Below are 22,340 nucleotides of genomic sequence, written 5' to 3'. Positions count from 1 at the left end.
AGCCTCCTCTTGACTAGCAGCTATGGTGAAAGCAGGGCAAGAAAAAACTTTGCCCCACTTTGCCCGTAACAAGTTCTTTATGCGTGTATGGTCTGTTCATTATCGAATAAAAATAATACTTTATCGTTCACCTTGATGTGTAAGATGGATTCAATGGCTTCGCTATAAACACGAAGCTGTACGGCATAACGACCTAGTATTTCCTTTGACAAGGCTGGCTCCTGCGCAAAATGAGATTGTATACGATCCGTTTTATAATCCAACAAGACCCAATTACCGTATTCATCCTCAAATAGGCAGTCAATGATCCCTTGCACAATTTGAGCATCACCATCTTCATCGATTCTACTAATTGTAAACGGCATTTCTCTACGTATCTGCCTTGCGCGTTGAAAGCGTTGCCCTATTTCTGTCTCAAAAAAACGATAAATTTTCGCTTGCGGAACTACTTTGCCCTCCGCCTCTGTTAAAAGCTGTCTTGCCACTAAATCCTCCACAAAGTCCCTTACAGCATCGATATGACTAAAGCCATATTGAGGAATATGCTGCATCACTGTGTGCACAGCTGTACCAATTTCAGCACCAGTTAGCTGTTGCTCCTGTAAAAAAGCGGGTCGAGGTGCAATGGACGAAGCCTTTTGCTTGATAGGAGAGGCAAAATAAAATTCAGGTTCCTCCTGGCGCTGTAAATTTTCTAATCGCTTTATTTCACTAACAGATGTTTTAGAGCGCTTTCTTGTAGATTTTTGATAGACATACTGCGCTTGAAAGCGGGTAGTGATTTCAGCCAGCAAGTCCTCATCCTCTTGCATCGCAAGCACTTGCTGTACTTCATCGCCCATCGCCTCTATCTCATATGAATAATGCTTTGTATCGATGGCTTGAACCCACCAATGTGATTGATCCTCCACTTCTTTATAAGATGTGCTTGCTACTGCTGCAAAATCTCCATGTCTTGCTACTGCTGGGCCAACCCAGTCCAAATAGCTATTAGCTCTTGCACGTAAATATTCTTGAAGCGGTGCATCCATTGGTAAACTTTGGGCGTCCTGCCAGTTGTCGCGTGTTTTCTCCCAGTTCTTCACTGAGCCTACTAAAATCAAACGCTCCTTCGCACGAGTCATCGCAACATATAAGACACGCATTTCTTCTGCACGCATCTCCAGTTCTTTTTTCTCCTTCAATGCTAAAAACGGTAACGATGTATAGGTGATACGATTTTCGGGATCAATGGCCTTAACAGCTAGTCCAAAATCTTGATCAAACAAATAGGGCTGATGAAAATCCATTTTATTAAACGGACGTCCCATTCCTGCAACAAAGACGACTGGATATTCTAAACCCTTGGAAGAGTGGATTGTCACCAGACGTACTACATCGTCCTTTTCGCCAATTGATTTGGCAGTACCTAAATCATCGCCACGCGTACGCATACGATCAATAAAGCGTAAAAAACGGAATAGTCCACGAAATGCCGTTTTTTCATACATTAACGCACGATCATGTAATACGCGTAGATTTGCTTGACGCTGTTTGCCATTCGGCATTGCCCCAACCATTTCATAATAATGTGTATCTAAATAAATTTTCCAAATTAAATCTGATAATGATCCACGACGTGCTAAATCACGCCAATTTTCAAAGGCCAGCATAAAGCGTTGCAACTTCTCAAATGTAGTGGTTTGCACACCATGTCCTTCACTACGAATAAATTGTCGTAAAGCATCATAAAAAGGTACCTTTTGATCGGCTAAACGAATTTTCGCCAGCTCATTTTCCGTTAAACCAACAAACGGTGCGCGCAGTACAGAGGCTAAGGGGATATCCTGATAGGGATTATCGACTACCTTCAGGACATTTAACATAATCATTACTTCAAGTGCGTCAAAATAGCCTTTAGAGGATTCTGCATAGAGTGGAATCCCTGCCAGCTTAAATTCCTCCACTAAGTCTGTTGACCATGTCATCGAACGCATTAAAATCACAATATCACTATACTTTAATGGGCGCTCTGTTTTTGTTTTCGTATCGTATACGGTTGTTCCATCTTCCATCATCTGACGTATACGATCGATAATAAATCGTGCCTCGTATTGTGATTTTTTTAATTCCTCTAGCTCCGTTGCCTCATTACCTAGTTCTTCCAGTTCTTCTGGTGTTTCCTCTTCCTGTGGTGGATGCAATATGACCAGCTCAACAGGTATTTCTTTATCATCATAGGGCGCAGCCGGCTTTAGTGACGCATTGTCATCATACAAAATCTCACCAACACGCTCACCCATAATTTGTGCAAAAACGTAGTTTGTAGCATTTAATACTTCTTTTCGACTTCGGAAGTTAGCGTTTAAATCAATTCGCATCCCCGTTACATCAGGTGACTCCAAGTATTCACTATATTTTCTCATAAAAAGCTTTGGCTCAGCTAATCGGAAACGGTAAATACTTTGTTTAACATCCCCAACCATAAAAAGGTTGCCATCTTGTTCTTCACCCGTTTTGACAAGCTGTAAGATGGTTTCCTGTAGCATATTGGTATCCTGATATTCATCCACAAGTACTTCTTTAAAACGCTTTTTCATATCTAGCGCAACCGGTGATGGATGAAGTGCACCATCTATCTCTACCGTTAAAATTTGAAGTGCATAATGCTCTAAATCTGAAAAGTCAATGATTCCCCGTTCTAACTTGGCTAGTCGAAATTGTTCACTAAATGTAGTGGTCAATCCAACTAGCGTAGTAATGGTCGGTGCCATTAACCTTATTTCCTCAAGTAGCCGTGCAGGCGTACGAACAAAATATGTCTCCTTGATTTTATTCATCATTTTTTTGGCTGCTTCTCGTTTTTTCTTCGCGAGCTCCTGTAGCTCTACATTAACTAGTGCATCCTTCGATACCCGCTTTAAGGTAGACCATTTTACCGTAGCAAAATAATCATATAGCGCCTGCCATGTCCCACTTTGACTAATGCGAATACCTTCCTGAATCATAGCAAAATCTACCTCTGCCGTTTCTGCATAGGGTGCAGGTCCATCTGGCTGTAATGTAATTGCGCGCATTTCAGAAATTAACATAAACGCCTCTTCCAGGCTATGACGTACGGTTAATTTGACATATTGAGATAGCTCTAAATCATCGATTGTCACTTCCTCAGCTAATTCATATGCTTTCGGCAGGCTCCAAAGCCATTTTTGAGGCTCTGCATGGACACGAGACGTATCATAAAGTTTACTAATCAGCGTTTCGATGGCTTGATCATCACGATCTGAGGTAAAGCTATCGACAAGACGATAGATGGCTTGTACGTGAGCCTCATCCTCAGCATCGTAGGCATCTTCTAAAACTTCTGCTAAAACATCATCTCGCAATAATGCTATTTCTGCTTCATTGGCAATACGGAAGCCTGGGTCTATATCAAGTAAGTACGCATATTGCTTCACAATTGCTAAACAGAAGGAATGTAGCGTAGAAATTTGTGCTTTATTCACAAGACTTAGCTGCCGTCTTAAATGATTAGATGTTGGATTTTCTGCTATCGCCTTTTCTAATGCCTCAGACATACGATGGCGCATTTCAGCGGCTGAGGCATTTGTAAAGGTCACTACCAATAGTTCATCTACATTGATCGGGTTTTCAGTAGCAATGACTTTTTCAATCATACGATTGATCAGAACCGCTGTTTTCCCCGACCCTGCTGCAGCCGAAACGAGTGTATCTTGACCGCTAGCATAAATAGCCTTCCACTGATCGTCTGTCCATGTGACATCTACTGGCTTAACAGGAATTGTTTGTACCATGCTATTCTATCTCCTTCCGAATTTTATCGACAATATCATTCGGCTTTGCTTGCATTAATTGACGATAGTTTTGTTTACCATCTGATGGATCAAACTGGCAAACCGCAGCAAATTGACAATAATCACATGCCGTTTTGGCTTTTAATTTATAGGGGCTAATGGCCGTATCACCAGATAAGATACCATTCCCTGCCTCCTGATGTTTACGACGAACAAAATGCTGCAACTTTTTCATATCATTGACAGGAACTATACGCGATTGTGACTCAGACGGTGTCCCATCTTTTTTCATATAGACAGGAATGATTTTTGAATGTCCGCTACTTTCTTCCAATTGCTCGTCCATCGATAAAATCGCTTCAGCATTTTCAGATAGCAAACCTTTCATTTTATACTGCTTTAAACGATCCTCTTCTACTTCACTGTCCGTCAAATCTTTATCCAGCTTCAGCATCGGATTATGGACATGGACATACAGTACCCCTGCTGGTTCTGCTTCACCTGATAGCCAGTATGAACTATTTTCCATTGCCACATCTAAATACGTTAGGACCTGTAAGGATAATCCGTAATAAACCTCATTTAAATCAAGGTCACGAGCTGAGGATTTATAGTCGACAATCCGCAAATAAGAGCGGTCATCTATCGTTGCACTATCCACTCTATCAATACGTCCACGCATAAACATTTTCTTGCCACCAGTCAAATCAATCTCTAGTGGTGGTAGCTGTTCATGTTGTCCAGGACCAAACGACGCCTCAATTGCAATTGGTTTGAAGTGTGATACATTTGCATGCTGTGTCAGTGCTGTCATTGTACGCTCAACAATTCGAATTAGCTTACGCTGAATATAGCGATAGCGGGCACTGGATAATAGGATTTGATGGGAAAAGACTGGAACAATTTGTTCTACTGCTTGACGTGCTAATTGTTTAATTTGCTTTGTTGTTAAACGAATCCAAGATAATTGCTGACGATGTGTTTCCTCTGTAATCCACTTTAATGCCTCATGGAATAAGTCACCCATTGCAAACGTTTCTAGACGATACTCAGCTCGCTCTTCTAGACGTAGGCCATACGTAGTGAAATGAGAAAAAGGACATCTGAAGTATTTCTCAATTCGCGACACACTGGATGTTAGCTTCTGACCATATAATTCCTGTGTAATATAGGTTTCAAGTGGCTCAGCCTCATTTTTATGGGTAATTGGATAAAGTACGCGGTCGAAAATGAGTGCCCAATAAGGATCTTGTTTATAAAATCTTTGTAAAGCTAGCCATTCTGGAGCTAGTTCACGGCTATGTTCAGCTTGACGTAGCTGTACCATTAGATGTGCCAATGCAGTCCTTGGATGGCGTAAATATGGTAAAACATCTCCATCTAGTAATTCAATCGGGTCGATTACCACTCGTTCTATTGATACACCACTTAATAACCCAGCCTTTTTGTCATTTCCTATTATTTTCTTCATATAAAGTGAGGCTAGGAGTGCCTTGCCTTCCTCATCCGCCGTGGGATAGGTCATATACACTTTGTTAGATGGCGTTGTAATAGCACGATAGAACAAGAAATTTTCCTGTAATAAACGATTAGTAGAGGTAGGGGCAAGTTCATAGCCAATTTGACTAAACCATTCACGTTCGATATCTGACAACAAGCCCTCATACTCCATCCGAGTTGGATAAACACCATCATTCATTCCTATTACAAAAGCGACTTTGATATTGGATAAACGAGCTAAATCAACAGTAGCCACCATTACTTCATCAAGGGTTGGCGGAATTCTTGAAAATTCTAATGTATCAAAGCCTTCATCAAGAATTTTGGCTGCTTGCTCTACAGACATCTCCTGCTCACCAAACATATAAACGAATTGGTCCAGAACAGCAATCCATTCATTCCAAGCTTGTTCATGTTCACTTGCAGCTAATGCGTCACCTCGCTCTAGCTCACGGTCTTTCATGGCTTGTAGTTTATCATATACCTGTAATGACTCTATAAGTTCAAATAAAGCAGTCGCAATATCCCTGCCATTCTTGGCGCTATCAAGTTTGTCTTGTAAAAGTTTTAGAGGTTGGCGAATTTCATCTCGAATGGCCTCGATTTCTGCCTGCATTGCACGCTCTTCATCTGTTTGTACACGCGAATGGAATTCTAGACCTCGATATTTTTTATAAAACCAACGTGCCTCCTCAAACCATCGTTCACCATAGATGCCTTGTGCCAAGCAATAATTTTCTAATCGATCTGCTCGCTCACGCCAAATTGTTAGCTCCGCTTGTAATGGGAAAAACAAATCGGTTTTAACACTACGGAAAACTGGCTCATATTTCCAATTCGAGGTCATAACCTCCAAGGCTGAACGACTTAGCTCTATTAATGGATGATGTAGCATTGTCTTTTTTGTATTTGTAAAAATAGGAATTTCATATTGTTGGAAAATACTTGTAATAAGTGGATCATAGAGATCTGCTTGTCTATACAAAAGTACGATATCCTGATAGCGAAAACCGTCTTCTCTTGTCAGTTTTGTTATTTCCCGGGCAATCGCATGTATCTCTGCTCGACGATTTGATGCTTCAAGCACGGTTACATCTCCTGAAGTTTTTTTCGTTTGGGGCTCCAAATCAGCAAATTTTGCCTCCACATGCTGTAAATCTTTAGAATGAAATCTTTGAGTGTTATAAAAATGTAATGGTAATTCAACATCAATGCCCTCTTCTTTTGCCATATCATGAAGACGTTGATTCGTTAAGGCTGCTTCATGGAATAAAGCTTGTTCATCAAAGGCTTCATCCATATGATCAAAGGGAAGGACGACAGTTACTTGCTTCGTTACCTTCAACAATTCACGAACCAGTTCTAACTCTCGCACAGTGAAAGCGGTGAAACCATCAATATAAATGGTCGCTTGCTTCATCGTTTCTGCATATTTCAGGTGCTCCGTTAAAATCGGATAATAGCCCTCGCTGTCAACATACGTCGTACCAAGTCGTTCCTCTAGTGCCTGCAAAACAACATGTAAATCATTCGCTTTCGCCTGCAATGTATTTGGTGCATCTATAGCCTTTAACGATTCCGTTACCTCTGCCAAGACTGAGCTATTGACGCTATAGCGACTAAATTCTCTTAAAAGGGTTTCAATTTCCTCCGTAAAGCCACGTTTTCCTGCTGCTTGTCGAAATAAGGAAAACTCGCTTTTTTGTTCCTCCAAAAGCTTACGAATAAGCATTCGATAGCCATAGCCATTTACTTCTTTACGAGCAATACCTCCTGTTTCCTGTAAAACCAACCATGCTAAACGTTTAAACGTCATCACCTGTGCTCGAATCAAGCCTTGTAAACCATGCTTATTTGTCAGCTCATATTCCGTAGAATAAGACATTTGGTCAGGCACTATCATGAAAATCGGATGCCCCAATGGATCAGTCTTTAATTGCTCAACAATTTCCTGATGAATAAATGCCGATTTCCCTGTTCCCGAACGTCCTGAAACAATACGCAATGTCATTTGCTTTCCCCCTCCTCATTAACTTGCTGTTGCGAGTGTCTCTTTTAATGAAATAAAGATTTATACTTTTATTTGAGCGATTCTTTCACTGAATTGATTACTTCTCATCTATTTTGGAGCGGCTTCTCCAGACTATTGATCGCTTCTCATCTATGGTGAAGCAGTTTTCCCAGCCTACTAAAAACAACATAAATCATCTATCTTAAATTCTATCGAAAAAAACTAGTAAATACTATCTATCAACCTTCACCTACCTATAAAAAGGTTAATTTATTACACAAAAAAGCAGCCTCTTCAGATAATGAAAGAGGCTACAAATTTTTACTAACTGGCATGGTGATCCTGCTTTTTCGTCAAATTTCGCGCTTGCTTTAAATCTCTTTCTACACGGGCATTCAAACGCTTCTCTATCAACTTTCCAACCCACCATAAAATAACAATGGCCACAGCTGCAATTATCAATCTCACTGGGCTTGTCAAAAGCGATTTTAAATCATAGCCCAATACACTCATACCTAAAATCATGACAAACTTTCCTGCAAGCAAAACGATTAAGTAAAATTTTTTATGGATATGTGACAATCCCGCTACAATATTGACAATCACAGATGGTGTAAAAGGGAAGCAGAGGAGGACAAAAAGAGGGCTGATGCCATTCATATCCACCCATTTAATAAGCTTCTGTACTTTTTTACTACCTGTTAAAAATTTTAATCTTGGATGTTTGCCAAAATGACGCACAAGTAAGAAAACTGCATAGGAGCCAGCTACAGAGCCTAGCCAAGATAATAGAAATCCTAGCCATAAGCCGAATGCACTGGCATTCGCCACAACGAATACGACTAATGGTAGGAATGGTAAAAACGCCTCTAAAAACGGGAGCAGTAAACCAATGATTGGGCCGAACGTTCGATACTGTGCCGCAACCTGTTCAATATTTTCTACAGTAAACCATTCATTCAATATCGACACCTCTATTTATACTGTAAAATTAAATGAAAAATTGTTAACCCTTCTGAAGTATTGCGATATTCATGGGGTTGATGCCCTGAGAATACTAGTGTATCCCCTTCATCTAGTAATTCATGCATGTCTCCAGCAGAAATAACTGCTTGTCCTTTAATAACCATTACAGTTTCCTCTACCCCTTCTGTATGGGCTTCACTCCTACTAACTGCCCCTGGCTCCATTTCAACCTTATAAAACTCCCAGCCTCGCTCTGGATTATACGGAATTATAGAGTAAACACGATAGCGTCCCTCATCCTCATCGACATGTGGTACATCTTTACTGCTATAACGCATGTAATGGGCAGTTGGCGGCTGTAATAATGAAGAGAATGACATACGCATACCCGCTGCAATTTTCCAAATTGTTGAAACAGTCGGATTGGCCTCCCCTTTTTCGATTTGTGCAAGCTGTGCTTTACTGACACCTGTCGCTTTGGCCACATCATCGAGACTTAAATGACGTTGCTGTCTAATTTTCTTTAATTGAAATGCTAAATTTCGACTCATTTGTTCCATCTTTACTCACCAATTTCTATTGTTTATTTTATCAGACATATGTATACTTTAATAAACATCAAGAACTATCAAACAATTCCATCAATAGTATACATGGAAATTATCAAGAAAGGATGACCTATTTATGACAAGTACAACAGAGCTTCAACATGATGACACAACAAGCTCTTCCAATGACAGTTTTTTACAAGGCGTGAAAGATTGCGTGCCTACATTACTCGGTTATATTAGTATAGGACTTGCATTTGGGGTTGTAGGTTCCGCTTCAGGGTTATCTGTCCTTGAAATCGCGCTATTAACGATACTGATTTACGCAGGTTCTGCACAATTTATTTTTTGTGCACTACTTTTAACAAGTAGCCCTGCCTCTGCTATCATTGTAACCATTTTCGTAGTGAATCTACGCCATTTATTAATGAGTTTAACATTAGCACCTCACTTTACGCGCTACTCCATGCTTAGAAATGTTGGCTTTGGTACATTATTAACGGATGAAACCTTTGGTGTAGCCGTAACAAAGCAAATGCAAACAGGTAAATTATATGGTAAATGGATGGATGGGTTAAATATAACAGCCTATATCTTTTGGATTCTTTCCTGTGTTACGGGTGCCTTTTTAGGACAGTGGGTAGCAAATCCTGAAAAATGGGGTTTAGATTTTGCCTTGGTTGCCATGTTTGTTGCACTTTTAGTTTTGCAATTGAGCAGTGTTGGTAAAAGTAGAATCATGCATTATATCAAGTTAATTGGCTATATGGCGGTTATTATGTACGGTCTTTCTTATGTAGTCCCTTCACATGTGGCTGTACTACTGGCAACTGTGATTGTCGCAACAATTGGGGTGGTGACAGATAAATGACAACAACTTCTTATATGGTCTGGCTTATTATCGGCTGCGCACTTGTAACATGGCTACCGCGTGTCATTCCATTTATTTTTGTGCGTAGTGTAACACTACCTGATGTTGTGCTAAAATGGCTTAGTTTTATTCCTGTTTGTATATTAAGTGCTCTTGTCATTGAAAATTTAATAGATACTGAAAGCGGCAAAGTAGTGACACTTGATTGGCCAGTCTTTATTACATTTGTTCCTACTCTTATTATTGCCCTTGTCACAAAAAGCTTATCGATTACAGTAGTTGCAGGAGTAATCATTATGGCAGCCGTGCGATTTTTCATGTAAAAAGGTCAGTCCTATTGCCTGGACTGACCTTTCCTTATTTATTCATTTTACTTGCTAGCCAAAAGCCTACTGTTAATGAAAATGCATCGATAACGAAAATAATAGGTGGGGATGTATAGCCTGCATATACAGAGGCAGCAATAAGTGCAATGGCTAATAATAATGCAACATAGCGGTTATAGGTAATTCTAGTGAATAGTAATACCAATAAAGCTGGTATGAATAATGCTAGCAGCATTTTCCCAAAAACGTCCATTATACTTCCCTCGGCTCAGCTAATAATAAGCCAATACGGTAATGATCATTGCTATAAATCACATGTTGTGTTAAACGTAATTCATTGTTTCTGTCTAAAACCTCTAGACGACAATGAGCTGCATTTAATTGCAGTGCTTCGTATAACTCATTTTCTGTAAAAATTGACACACCATTTACTTTGCGGATACATTCTCCTGCAAGTAAGCCCATCTTCTCAGCAGGTGAATCAGGAAGAACGGCTGCAATAATAGCACCCTTCGTACTTGGCGCAACTGCATAATGATCTGTTTTTTCCTGTTGTGCAAAGTAGATAGCAATTATAATGCGGATAATTACACCAACAGCAAGTGTAATGAAGCCAATCACTGGCTCAAAATATGCAGCCAATCCTCCTATTAAAATAAGCTGTCCAAGTAAAAAGACAGGTCGGCCAATTTTTGGATACATGTAAGCTGGTAATTCCTTTCTTGTCAGTTTAGTAAAGCCAATGACAAGTGGAAATAACACAAGTGCAAAACTATTATGACCTATCGTAAACTGTGGCCAATATGGGAATATAGCCGAAATCGAATCGCCAGGAATAACAAAGAAAATAGGTAATACCCATACATTTTTTGACCGATAGACAATTGCCTGCATACCCCGCTTCGTTTTCTCAATACAAGGTGTTGTAACCTTCATCGCCATACGTCGAATTAATAGCCCTTCTGCAATGACACAAAGACCCGCAAGAATGGTAATTGTCACAATTGCGCCACTCTCTAAATGGACATCCTCTACTGAAATTTTCCACCAGGAAAATGACCAATTGTAATAGGACATACCCCATATGGCAAGTGTGGCAATCCCCATTGTCAAAATAGGTGACATTGCATTCATGACAAATAAGATAAGTGCTACTATAGAAACTGCCGTTAAAATGATTAAAAATTCCTTTGGGACAGTTAGACCTGCTCCAATACTAATGACAGAAATAATTAGTGCATAGAGCCACCCATCTTTCCATTGCCCGATTAACTCCGTCCAGCCCCAAATAATACGTCTATTAAAATATTTACGCTCCTGTTTTACTCGACGATAACCTAAAATAATAGCAAATATTATGACTATATACAGTAATGGGTTGAGCAAAAAGCGGCCAATCGCTGTTACAATTTCTATTAATATCTCACTAACCATACGAACACCCGCCATTTCTATCTTGAATACTATGAATTTATTGTATCAAAGGACTACACGCTTGCGTAGTACAAACTCATAGAAAGCTTTGTATTATAGTATTTTTGTTCTGTCAGCAAGTATTATTGGTCAATCGTATGCAGTAAAAAACTAGTGGCCATTTGGAATTGTTGATCATTTTGACGATCGGCTTTAAAATCCTTTAACGTTTCGTTTAAACTATTAAAGAAAGTCGTGTCCATATAAAATTCATCCTCTGCTAGCTTTAATTTTTTCTGTTTACGATAAAGATTAACGGCTTCTGCGGTTGTTTCATCCAGATAGCCATCTAAACGATCGATTTGATAGCCTAGTTTCTGCAAGGCATTTTGTGAATAGGAAATCTCTTCACTCATATCACCCACTTTAAACTTACCTGTTAGTGGATGAAGTTGAAAAGCAAATAATTCATTTTGCTCGATCATTAAACTGGCTTCAATGCCCTGCCCATGAATCCATTCACGTTTTGGTGTTAGCCATTTGTTGGTTGATAATTTAAGCTCCCCGCCATTGGAAAGCTCCCAAGATTCTTGTACAGTCCCTTTTCCAAAGCTCTTAACTCCAACAAGTGAAGCGCGTCCCCAGCCTTTTAAAGCACCGCTCAATACTTCACTAGCAGATGCACTCCCTTGATTTTGCAAAACAACAATTGGAATTTTATTCATCGTTTCTATATATTTTTCATCAAAGCCTTTTGTTTGCGTTTTTAATGGTTCCATAGCACCTTCCGCATTTTGCATATATGCAAATACTTTGCCATTGTCCAATACTGTGCTCAGTAGCGCTGCGACGCTATGTAAATAACCACCTGGATTATCCCGTACATCGATGACAATTCCTTCCACATCTTTACGAAGTAATTTACTCGTTTCTGCCACCCATTCATTGGCGGTTTTTTCACCGAATAATGAGATCACTACATAGCCAATGGCTGTATCTTCTACCTTCACTACCTCACTAGTTACCGTTTTATTAGATATTGCTGCGCGCTCCATCGTCATCTTAATATGCTTATCTTCACTTGGACGATAGACAACAATGGTTACTTTCGTTCCCTTTTCACCTTGAATTAAATGCATTAATTCACTCATTGTTTTCCCATCTATCCGTACCCCATCAACTTGTACAATTTCATCGAGTGAACGCATGCCCGCTTTCTCTGCTGGTGACGAACGAACAGGTGACACAACGATAAACTTCCCTTTATTTTCTGTTAGTTCAATACCGATGCCTACCCGTTCCTCCGCTAGCATTTGCCGATGTTGCTCAGCCTCTTCCTTGGAGTAATACGTGCTATAAGGATCTTTAATGGCATCAGCCATCCCACGAAGAGCCCCCTCCACCAATGCATCCTTTTTTGTACTGTATACTGATTTTTCTTCAATGATTGTCATAGCCTCACCAATAGTATCAACCTCCGTAACAGGCTCCTTTTTATCGCCAATATTAAACCAATCAAAGTAAATACCACTGCCCACCACCAAACTACTAAGTAGGACTCCGACACCGGCTGTTAATTTGCGCAAATCTTCCCTCCTCCGTCTCTTTTACTGTATGACTCTATTTTTTCAAACATACAAAATTACCTTTCAAATTTGTTAAGAGAAAATATTTCACTTTACACATGCATGTTGGTTGTTGATTCGCATGGATATACCTTGGTTCATGAAAAATAAAAAAATCTGCTCGTTTCCACTATAGAAAACGAACAGATTTTTTATCAATCAATCTAGTGCATCTACATAATCATTTAACATATCCACGTCCATTGGTCCTCTGATGGCGCGTTGAATGAGACCCTTGGAATCAATAAAATAAGTGGTTGGAATCGTGATGACTTGATAATTCAAGCCAGCTTCATTGTCTGGGTCCAATAAAATAGGGAACGTTAGCTCGAAGCTATCTCTAAATGTCATCACTGTGTCCACTTTGGCATCAGCAGTCACATCACGTTCAGCTTCTGTTAAATTGACCGCTATAATTTCAACGTTTTTCTCTTTTGCATACTCATCATAGAAGCTTTGCATATGCGGCATTTCCGCCTTACAAGGTGGGCACCATGTCGCCCAGAAATTTAAAACGACTTTTTTTCCACGAAGATCACTTAACGTGATATCTTCCCCATCTAAGCTTGTTAAGGTGAAATCAGGCGGTATATCGCCTTTGCTTAAGCCGGTTTCTAGCTCCTCCATATCCTTACCTAGAGCCGATTTATCTATGGCACGTTCTTCGTCAATTTGTTGTTTTACATATGTACCAATCATCGCAACCACTAATAGCACAACGACCAGCAGTCCAATATTTTTTTTCATTTCTTACCTCCCACATTGATTCGTTCATGCTGTATAGTTAAGCCCAAACAAAGTAGTATGACACTGACACCTACAGCTGTTTGCCCTATACCAAGCGGCTGTAAGATAGCCACGATCAAATAGCTAATTGTATAGAGTATGAGAGCTTGTTTCACCGCTACTAATCTCCATAATATGACGAGCGTGACTACACTTAGCACAGCTAATGTTATAACTTCACTCGATGTGTTGTTGTCATTAAGTAGCACAGCAAGCATTTGATAAATGGATTGTGTTAGAATAATAGCCCAGCTACCAGCTACCATCTCTTGTTCCTCAAGCTGTATACTCTGTCGCTTTCTCAATATTTGCAAAGATGCTACGATGACACCGAGAAGAACACCCATTGTTCCGCCATTAAAATAAAGCAATGTAATTGGATTGTTTACTACTGTTTTGAAATCTGTCACAAGCAAACTTAACTTCCAAACAATAATAAAGGTGAAAATGGCATCACTATATAGCTCAGACCACTTTTTAGAAAATTGTAAGCGCAAGATAAGCCACACAATGAAAAAAGTAATTAGTAAAGCGACTGCAGTAGCTGGTAAAGTTAATGTTCGGATTGAGTACCACTCTGTATTTATCAATTCAACGAATCCTCCTCCGAAAGCATAGCATAGAACCTTTTTAAAAAAAGACTATTTCACACTGTTTTAAGAAAATCTTCAGAAATAACAATAATAAAAATACCCCACTAAGTATATATTCATCATAACATTATTTAGAATCTTATAATAGCGATGAAACTTTCAATCGAATATTTCGCAAAATGAGAAAAGGGAGGAGTTATACTTTCAAAGCGACTTAATTACTTGGGGAGTAAAAAGAACCTTATTAAATAACAAATAAGCTGATGTTGCCTATTAATTGGCTATTACTTATTCAAAAAGGGTTTATTGCCTATTAATGGGTAGACCTATAAGTGTGAATGGTGAAACATTCGATGAAATATTAAAAGCTATACACTAGAAAATGCTAGTGTATAGCTTTTATGCTTACAACGGAATATATTTCAGTGGATTTACACTGCCGACTGCTTGTCCTTTCCAAGGACCGATATGCACTTCAAAGTGTAAGTGTGGGCCAGTAGAGCGACCTGTACTACCCATGGCTGCAATTTGCTGACCTTGTGTTACTTCTTGTCCTACACTAACATTAAATGCACTTAAATGTGCATAAACAGTTGTGTAAATTTGTCCATCGATAGAGTGCGTCAGAATGACAACATTACCATACGAACTAAGTGGTGCTGCGTAAGAAACTACGCCATCTGCTGCTGCCCATATTGGTGTTCCTGTTGCATTTGCAAGGTCGACACCATAATGGAATTCAGGACCTGCTCCAAGATTTCGCCAACCATATGGTGATGTTAAGCGACCATTTGTTGGTTTAATCCAAGTTCCGTTTGATTGAGGCGCATGGACTGTACCACCAGATGATCCGCCACCATTGTTAGCAGCAGCTGCTGCCGCGGCCGCTGCAGCTGCTTTACGTTTCGCCTCTTGCTGACGCGCAATTTCAGCCAAACGATTTTGTTCAGCAATAATTTGATCTTGCAATTCCTGACTTACTTCCAAAGCCTCTGAGTATTCTTTTTCAAGTAATACCTTTTCTGATTTCAGCTTTTCTTGCTCTTTTTCTAATTGGTCGACTAGTTTATTTTTCTCAGTTTTTTGACTATCTAATGATGCTTTTAATCGTTCAAGCTCAGCTTTTTTACCCTCTAAGTTTTTACGTTTCTCTTCTACAATTTGCTTTTGCTCTTCTAATTTTTGTTTATCATCTTTTTGATCTTGAATAATTTGACGATCCGCTTCCAATAATGCATTAACTGCAGAGAAACGATCAATAAAGTCTACAAAACTATTAGAGCCTAGCAATACATCTAAATAACTAACAGAGCCCCCAGCTTGAATGGCACGTGCACGTTCTTGTAACAATAAATCGCGCTCTTCAATTTTATGCAAAAGCTCTTCAATAGAAGCTTCTAACTTTTTAATTTCCTCATTTGTTGCCCGAATATCTGCTTGTACTTTTTTAATATTACTATTAGTTTTGTCGATTTCAGCGTTCAATGCCTGAATTTGATCTAAGATTTGTTGTTGCTTTTCTTGATTAGCTGTAATTGCATTTGATTTATTGCTGATAGATGAATTTAACTGATTCTTCTTTGTCTCAACTTGTTTCTTTTCTTCTTTTAAATCCGATAGACTTGTTGCATATGCTGATGGAGTTTGGATAAAAAGAATTAGAGCAGATGCTACTGCAAGTGTTTTTAATGTGTTTTTCGCCTTACTTTTCACCGATTGAACTCCCCTTCGACTATTCTTTTCTTTTTCACAAATATCCGTTGTCCCTAAATTTTTAAAAACTTACGTACTGACATGAAACTTCCCCAAATACCGATCAGTACACCAATGAGTAACAGAAGACCGCTTACCTGATACACAAGTGGAGAAAAATCTAGTAATTGAACAAGCTCTCCTTGTAAACGTGGTGCAATAATTTTATATATATTGTGGTAAAGGGTTGTGACAACCGCAATCGGAATAATTGAACCTAAAATTCCAAGCCACATACCTTCTAATAAGAATGGGATACGCACGAATGAATTTGTAGCCCCTACAAGTTTCATAATTTCTATTTCATCACGACGAGCTATAATCGTTATACGAATTGTATTCGAAATTAAGAAAATTGCTGTAAATAATAACCCTAAAATAAGTACGATTCCTACATTACGACTAATATTTAAGAAGTTAAATAGTTTTTCAACTTTTCCTTCGCCATACATTACATCATATGTATACTCATATTTATCAATGGTTTTCGCAACTTTTGCTGTTTGCTGTGGATCAGCGGCTTTTACATAAATAACGTTACGTAAAGGGTTACTCTGTTCAAATAGTTTAAAATCATCACCGAAGTCTTTTACTAGCTTGGTTAACTCATCTTCCTTAGTGGAATACGTCATCTCGGAGACACCAGGCAATTTTTTGACTTTTTCGATGAGTGCTTTTTCCGCAGCTTCATCTGCTGTTTCATCAATTAACACTTTAATTTCGACATCGTTTTCTAAATCCGTTGCTACTTTATTTAAATTCATCATAATAAGCGCAAAAACACCTACTAGAATGAGCGTAACGGTAACGGCACTGACAGAGGCAATGGTCATCCAGCTATTTCGACCAAGTGATTTGATACTTTCCCGGAAGTGGCGCTTTACTGTACTAAATTTCATAGCCGTATTCACCTCCGTGTTCATCACGGACAATTAAGCCGCCTTCAATTGCAATAACACGACGACGAATCGTATTTACAATTTCACGGTTGTGGGTTGCCATTACAATCGTTGTCCCACGTGCATTAATTTCCTCAAATAAATTCATAATTTCCCATGATGTTTCAGGGTCAAGGTTCCCTGTAGGTTCATCTGCAATCACAACTTTTGGAACATTGACGATTGAACGAGCAATCGATACACGTTGCTGCTCTCCACCTGAAAGTTCATTTGGAAACATTCTCGCTTTATGCTTCAATCCAACTAGTTCTAGCACTTCCATAACCCGACGGCGGATTTCATCAGGCTTTTCCTCTATTACTTCAAGCGCAAACGCTACATTCTCATAAACATTTAAACGAGGTAGCAATTTGAAATCTTGGAAAACTACACCAAGTTGACGGCGCAAAAAAGGGACCTTCTTATTCTTTAAAGTTGCTAAATCAATACCATTTACAATTATTTGTCCTGATGTTGCTTTTTCTTCACGGTACATCAATTTAATAAATGTGGATTTCCCTGCCCCACTTGGGCCAACTACATACACAAATTCGCCTTGCTTTATATTAACGGAAATACCATTTGTCGCAACAACACCGTTTGGGTATTTCTTTGTCACATTTTTCATTTCTATCATGATTAAACCACCTAAAACTCTCATCTATGTAAGAGGTATTTCTTTTACTATTATAGCACTCTATTTCTGTTTTTTTATTACAGTTTCATTTCAATCCGTGGCAGTTCCTTCTATTTCATTCTTTCCTTGCCATTATCCTTAAGAATATGACAAAAATAAAACAAGATTCGCCTCTATATGCTAGGTCGAATCCTGTTTGAAAAGAAAAAGCATTCAAGCTTTAACTTGAATGCTCCTACTGTTAAATTTGTTGTTCATCTGTTGTTGTGTAGCGCACTAAAACAGCACCAGTTTTCGATTCACCTTCGATAAATAGGCGATTCGCATTTTCAACTTCTTTGTCGAAACGGACTACTTTGGATAAGAATTGATCTTGCGACTCTATTTTAGAAACATCCTGGATCCCCACATCCACTTTACCGAAATTCGTTACGACTTTACCGCTCAATGAAATTGTTCGTGGGACATACAATTCTACTGCCCCAGCAACTGTTTGCGCTTTAATTTTTGAAGAATTTGTCGAGCATGTTGTGACGACTACATGTCCATTGACAGACTTAGCTTCAACTTCATCCAATGCACCATCCAAATAAACACGTCCATTCAATGTTTCAGCCTCTAAATCCTTACCTCGAACATTCGTTAATTCAATGGAACCATTAGAAGAATCCACTTCAGCTTTTCCAAAATTAAACTTCGTTCCTTTAATGGCACCGTTTAACGTTTTCACTTTTAATTCTTCAAATTCTGTATCCTGTAATGAAACACTACCATTCATTAGACGAACAGATAATTTTTCAAGTTTATCCTTTGGTACTAGCACCTTCACATTCACTTGAACAAGCTTTAATTGGCTCAAAATACGAAGTGATTGCTCTTCCTCTTTCACAACAAATTGCTCTAAGAAGTGATTACGAGTTTCTTCTTCACTTTCGTTCATCAAAGGTGCCTTTACCTTGCAAATCACCTGAATCGTTTCTCCTTCACTGGATTCCAATGAGAAGTTACCATTAGGTAGTTCAGCGATAATATTGTCCACTTTGGCAGCAGCCACTTCTTCTGTATGGGTAAATTCAATTTTATCTCCAAATGGAGAAGCTACATCAAATTCCTTTACCTTTTTAACAGCCGTATTCATCATATCCATAAAAAGAGAACCGATTTGTGTTAAATCCTTACGAAAATCTTGCATTTCATCTTGGAAGTATTTCATAAAATCATCTTTTTTCTTGTCACCATCTTTTGATTTTTCTTCAAATAATGGCTCTTTTTCACTTGAAAAGGATTGCGTCTCTTTCGACACATCATTCATAACATGTTGAGTAGACTTGCCAGGTTGCTCTAATGCTTCTAATAATGTAATCGCCTCTTGTGCCGAAATTGTTCCTTTTTCTACAAGTTCTAAAATTCGTTGACGTTCATTTTGCATAAATAAATAGCCTCCCTCAGTTCGTTATACTATTTATACGATTCATCATGTGAAAAGTTTCACTGCAAAATTGAATAAATGGGGTCTTTTCATTCCAACATCGTCAGGCTTTTACCTATGAAGATTTTATTGCTCGTTTTTTAGATTAGTTGGATCACTTCTAACCTTTATTTGAGCGGGTTCTTCCCATTTTGGATTATTTTCAATCTGGATTGAGCGACTTTCTCCAATTTCCGATCACCTTTCAATCCAGATTAATCATTTCAGTTCGAATGTAAAATCCTTAAGATTTAGAAGCTTCTGCTAGCAATGCATCCATTCTCATACGATCACGTTCCAGAATTGGTTTTAAGTATTTGCCTGTATAGGAGCCAGCTACTTCTACTACCTCTTCAGGTGTACCAGTTGCAACAATCGTACCACCTTTGTCTCCACCTTCTGGACCTAAGTCAATGATATAATCAGCTGTTTTAATCACATCTAAGTTATGCTCAATAACTAATACCGAATCACCGTTTTCAACAAGTCGCTGCAACACGACAAGTAAACGAGCAATATCATCGGCATGTAATCCTGTTGTTGGTTCATCTAAAATATAAAAGGATTTCCCTGTTGAGCGTCGGTGTAATTCAGAGGCTAGTTTTACACGCTGTGCCTCACCACCCGATAAGGTTGTGGCTGGTTGCCCTAATTTCATATAGCCCAACCCAACATCAACAATCGTTTGTAGCTTACGCTGGATCTTTGGAATATTTTCAAAAAACACTACTGCATTCTCAATCGTCATATCGAGAATATCTGCAATACTCTTATCTTTATACTTCACTTCAAGTGTTTCACGGTTATAACGTTTGCCGTGACATACTTCACATGGTACATAAACATCAGGAAGGAAATGCATCTCAATTTTAATAATGCCGTCACCACGACATGCTTCACAGCGACCGCCCTTGACATTAAAGCTAAAGCGTCCTTTTTTATAGCCTCGTACCTTTGCTTCATTTGTTGCTGCAAAAACATCGCGAATATCGTCAAAAACACCTGTATAAGTTGCTGGATTTGAACGAGGTGTACGCCCAATTGGCGATTGGTCAATATCGATTACTTTTTCAAGCTCATCGATACCTGTCACTTCTTTATGCTCGCCAGGCTTAACCTTTGAACGATTGAGCTTCTGTGCCAAAGATTTATATAAAATTTCATTTATCAGTGTAGATTTCCCTGAACCAGACACGCCTGTCACTGCTACAAATAAGCCTAGTGGAACGTCTACTTTAACATTGCGTAAGTTATTTTCCTTGGCACCTTTAATAGACAGCTTTCGACCATTTGGTTGGCGTCTTTCTATTGGTAAAGGAATAAACTTTCTACCGCTTAAATATTGTCCAGTTAAGGATTTTGCATTATTCATAACTTCCTGCGGTGTTCCTGCTGCCACAATTTGACCGCCATGGACGCCTGCTCCAGGTCCTACATCGATGAGATAATCTGCTGCAAGCATCGTATCTTCATCATGCTCTACCACAATTAGCGTATTCCCAATGTCACGCATATTTTGTAACGTGCTAATCAGCCGATCATTATCACGCTGATGCAAACCAATCGAAGGCTCATCTAAAATATAGAGAACTCCCGTTAATCGTGAACCAATTTGCGTAGCAAGGCGAATACGTTGTGCCTCTCCACCAGATAATGTGCCTGCTGCACGACTCAATGTTAAATAGTCTAAACCAACATTCACAAGGAAGCCCAATCGTTCTTCGATTTCTCGTAAAACTAATCGAGCAATTTGCATATCCTTTTCAGTGAGATCAAGCTCTTTGAAGAATGTGTCTGCTTCCTGAATCGAATATTGTGTAACCTCACCGATATGTTTATCAGCTACTTTCACTGCTAGCGTTTCAGGCTTTAAACGATACCCTTTACATGAAGGGCAAGCCTGCTGTGCCATGTATTTTTCCATCTGCTCACGAACATAATCGGATGTCGTCTCTTTAAAACGTCGCTCAACATTGCGCACGACACCCTCAAATTCAATCATTTGATCTCGCACATTGCCAAACTCATTTTCATAATGGAAGTGTATCTTGTCTTTTCCAGAGCCATATAAAATCTTGTCCATTTTTTCCTTTGGCAAATCCTTCACAGGCATGTCCATTGGAATATCGTAATGATCACATACAGCTTTTAGTAATTGTGGGTAGTACTGCGAACTAGTTGGCTCCCATGGTGCGATGGCATGCTCTAACAAGGAACGATCCCAATCAGGCACCACTAAATCTAAATCCACCTCTTGTGTTGAACCTAAGCCATCACAACTTGGACAAGCACCAAACGGACTATTAAATGAAAACATACGAGGCTCTAACTCACCAATAGAAAAACCACATAATGGGCAGGCATGATGCTCACTAAATAGTAACTCTTCATGTTCCATCACATCGACAAGCACACGTCCATCCGCTAGACGTAAAGCCGTTTCTAAAGAATCACTCAGACGAGCAGCAATCCCTTCCTTCATAACAACACGGTCGACTACTACTTCGATGGAATGCTTTTTATTTTTATCAAGTTCGATAGCATCATCTAAATCACGCAATTCTCCATCAATTCGTACACGAACAAACCCCTGCTTTTTTAAATCTTCTAGCAGTTTAACATGGGTACCCTTACGTCCAGAAACCATTGGTGCAAGGAGCTGCATCTTAGTTCTCTCAGGATAGGTTAATAAACGATCCACCATTTGCTCAATTGTTTGTGAAGTGATTTCTATACCATGATTTGGACAGATTGGTTTACCAATGCGGGCATAAAGTAAACGTAGGTAATCATAGATTTCCGTTACCGTACCGACAGTAGATCGTGGGTTACGACTTGTCGTTTTTTGATCAATGGAAATAGCAGGCGATAAACCTTCTATCGCATCGACATCTGGCTTATCCATTTGTCCAAGAAATTGACGGGCATAGGCGGAAAGGGACTCAACGTAACGACGCTGGCCCTCCGCATAAATTGTGTCAAATGCTAAAGAAGACTTTCCGGAGCCCGATAATCCTGTTAAAACGACTAATTGGTCACGCGGAATTGTGACATTAATATTTTTTAAATTATGAGCACGTGCACCTTGCACGACGATTTCAGTATTTTTCAC

At 39.2% G+C, this 22,340-nt stretch carries 16 protein-coding genes; 2 read left to right on the top strand and 14 right to left on the bottom strand.

Annotated features, from left to right (window positions below; translation table 11 throughout):
• Window positions 1-77: 77 nt before the first annotated feature.
• The 4 genes from addA to NY607_RS19495 form a co-directional block, all read right to left on the bottom strand.
• Window positions 78-3,794: a helicase-exonuclease AddAB subunit AddA gene (gene addA / locus NY607_RS19510; RefSeq protein ID WP_259420217.1), complete on the bottom strand. Its 3,717-nt coding sequence runs from the start codon at window positions 3,792-3,794 to the stop codon at window positions 78-80.
• Between the two features lies 1 nt (window position 3,795).
• Window positions 3,796-7,305, bottom strand: a complete 3,510-nt coding sequence (gene addB, locus NY607_RS19505; protein ID WP_259420216.1) for a helicase-exonuclease AddAB subunit AddB — start codon at window positions 7,303-7,305, stop codon at window positions 3,796-3,798.
• A 324-nt stretch (window positions 7,306-7,629) separates the two neighbouring features.
• Window positions 7,630-8,268 carry a TVP38/TMEM64 family protein gene (locus NY607_RS19500; protein ID WP_131522080.1) on the bottom strand — a complete coding sequence of 213 codons (639 nt, stop codon included), beginning with the start codon at window positions 8,266-8,268 and terminating at the stop codon, window positions 7,630-7,632.
• Between the two features lie 11 nt (window positions 8,269-8,279).
• Window positions 8,280-8,831, bottom strand: coding sequence for a helix-turn-helix domain-containing protein (locus NY607_RS19495; RefSeq protein ID WP_048392043.1), 552 nt, complete (start codon window positions 8,829-8,831; stop codon window positions 8,280-8,282).
• A gap of 124 nt (window positions 8,832-8,955) precedes the next feature.
• Between NY607_RS19495 and NY607_RS19490 the strand changes: the two genes are divergently transcribed.
• Together NY607_RS19490 and NY607_RS19485 are read left to right on the top strand one after the other, a co-directional pair.
• On the top strand, window positions 8,956-9,690 hold the full coding sequence (locus tag NY607_RS19490) for an AzlC family ABC transporter permease (protein WP_131522081.1): 735 nt from the start codon (window positions 8,956-8,958) through the stop codon (window positions 9,688-9,690).
• Window positions 9,687-10,013 carry an AzlD domain-containing protein gene (locus NY607_RS19485; protein WP_048392045.1) on the top strand — a complete coding sequence of 109 codons (327 nt, stop codon included), beginning with the start codon at window positions 9,687-9,689 and terminating at the stop codon, window positions 10,011-10,013. Before NY607_RS19490 ends, NY607_RS19485 begins: the two co-directional genes overlap by 4 nt.
• A gap of 34 nt (window positions 10,014-10,047) precedes the next feature.
• On the opposite strand, the gene NY607_RS19480 is transcribed toward NY607_RS19485, so the two are convergent.
• The 10 genes from NY607_RS19480 to uvrA all read right to left on the bottom strand — a co-directional run bounded on the left by NY607_RS19480 (window position 10,048) and on the right by uvrA (window position 22,340).
• Window positions 10,048-10,269, bottom strand: coding sequence for a DUF2198 family protein (locus NY607_RS19480; RefSeq protein ID WP_237899364.1), 222 nt, complete (start codon window positions 10,267-10,269; stop codon window positions 10,048-10,050).
• Complete coding sequence (locus NY607_RS19475; protein WP_259420215.1) at window positions 10,269-11,450, bottom strand: PDZ domain-containing protein; 1,182 nt, start codon at window positions 11,448-11,450, stop codon at window positions 10,269-10,271. The genes NY607_RS19480 and NY607_RS19475 overlap by 1 nt, the downstream gene beginning before the upstream one ends.
• A gap of 122 nt (window positions 11,451-11,572) precedes the next feature.
• The gene (locus tag NY607_RS19470) at window positions 11,573-13,015 is read right to left on the bottom strand and encodes a S41 family peptidase (RefSeq protein ID WP_131522083.1); all 1,443 of its coding nucleotides are present in this window, start codon (window positions 13,013-13,015) and stop codon (window positions 11,573-11,575) included.
• Between the two features lie 198 nt (window positions 13,016-13,213).
• Complete coding sequence (locus tag NY607_RS19465) at window positions 13,214-13,801, bottom strand: redoxin domain-containing protein (RefSeq protein WP_131522084.1); 588 nt, start codon at window positions 13,799-13,801, stop codon at window positions 13,214-13,216.
• The gene (locus NY607_RS19460; RefSeq protein WP_259420214.1) at window positions 13,798-14,430 is read right to left on the bottom strand and encodes a hypothetical protein; all 633 of its coding nucleotides are present in this window, start codon (window positions 14,428-14,430) and stop codon (window positions 13,798-13,800) included. The genes NY607_RS19465 and NY607_RS19460 overlap by 4 nt, the downstream gene beginning before the upstream one ends.
• 408 nt (window positions 14,431-14,838) lie before the next feature.
• Window positions 14,839-16,146: a murein hydrolase activator EnvC family protein gene (locus tag NY607_RS19455; protein WP_131522086.1), complete on the bottom strand. Its 1,308-nt coding sequence runs from the start codon at window positions 16,144-16,146 to the stop codon at window positions 14,839-14,841.
• A 53-nt stretch (window positions 16,147-16,199) separates the two neighbouring features.
• The gene (gene ftsX / locus NY607_RS19450) at window positions 16,200-17,084 is read right to left on the bottom strand and encodes a permease-like cell division protein FtsX (protein ID WP_004227513.1); all 885 of its coding nucleotides are present in this window, start codon (window positions 17,082-17,084) and stop codon (window positions 16,200-16,202) included.
• Complete coding sequence (ftsE, locus tag NY607_RS19445) at window positions 17,074-17,760, bottom strand: cell division ATP-binding protein FtsE (RefSeq protein WP_016991524.1); 687 nt, start codon at window positions 17,758-17,760, stop codon at window positions 17,074-17,076. The genes ftsX and ftsE overlap by 11 nt, the downstream gene beginning before the upstream one ends.
• Before the next feature lie 241 nt (window positions 17,761-18,001).
• On the bottom strand, window positions 18,002-19,189 hold the full coding sequence (locus NY607_RS19440; protein ID WP_131522087.1) for a DUF4097 family beta strand repeat-containing protein: 1,188 nt from the start codon (window positions 19,187-19,189) through the stop codon (window positions 18,002-18,004).
• A gap of 283 nt (window positions 19,190-19,472) precedes the next feature.
• Complete coding sequence (uvrA, locus tag NY607_RS19435) at window positions 19,473-22,340, bottom strand: excinuclease ABC subunit UvrA (protein WP_259420213.1); 2,868 nt, start codon at window positions 22,338-22,340, stop codon at window positions 19,473-19,475.

This window comes from Lysinibacillus sp. A4, from assembly GCF_024919535.1.
Lineage (GTDB): Bacteria > Bacillota > Bacilli > Bacillales_A > Planococcaceae > Lysinibacillus > Lysinibacillus capsici.
The sequence above is the reverse complement of the archived record's forward strand: the minus strand, read 5'-3'. Positions and strand labels throughout refer to the sequence as shown.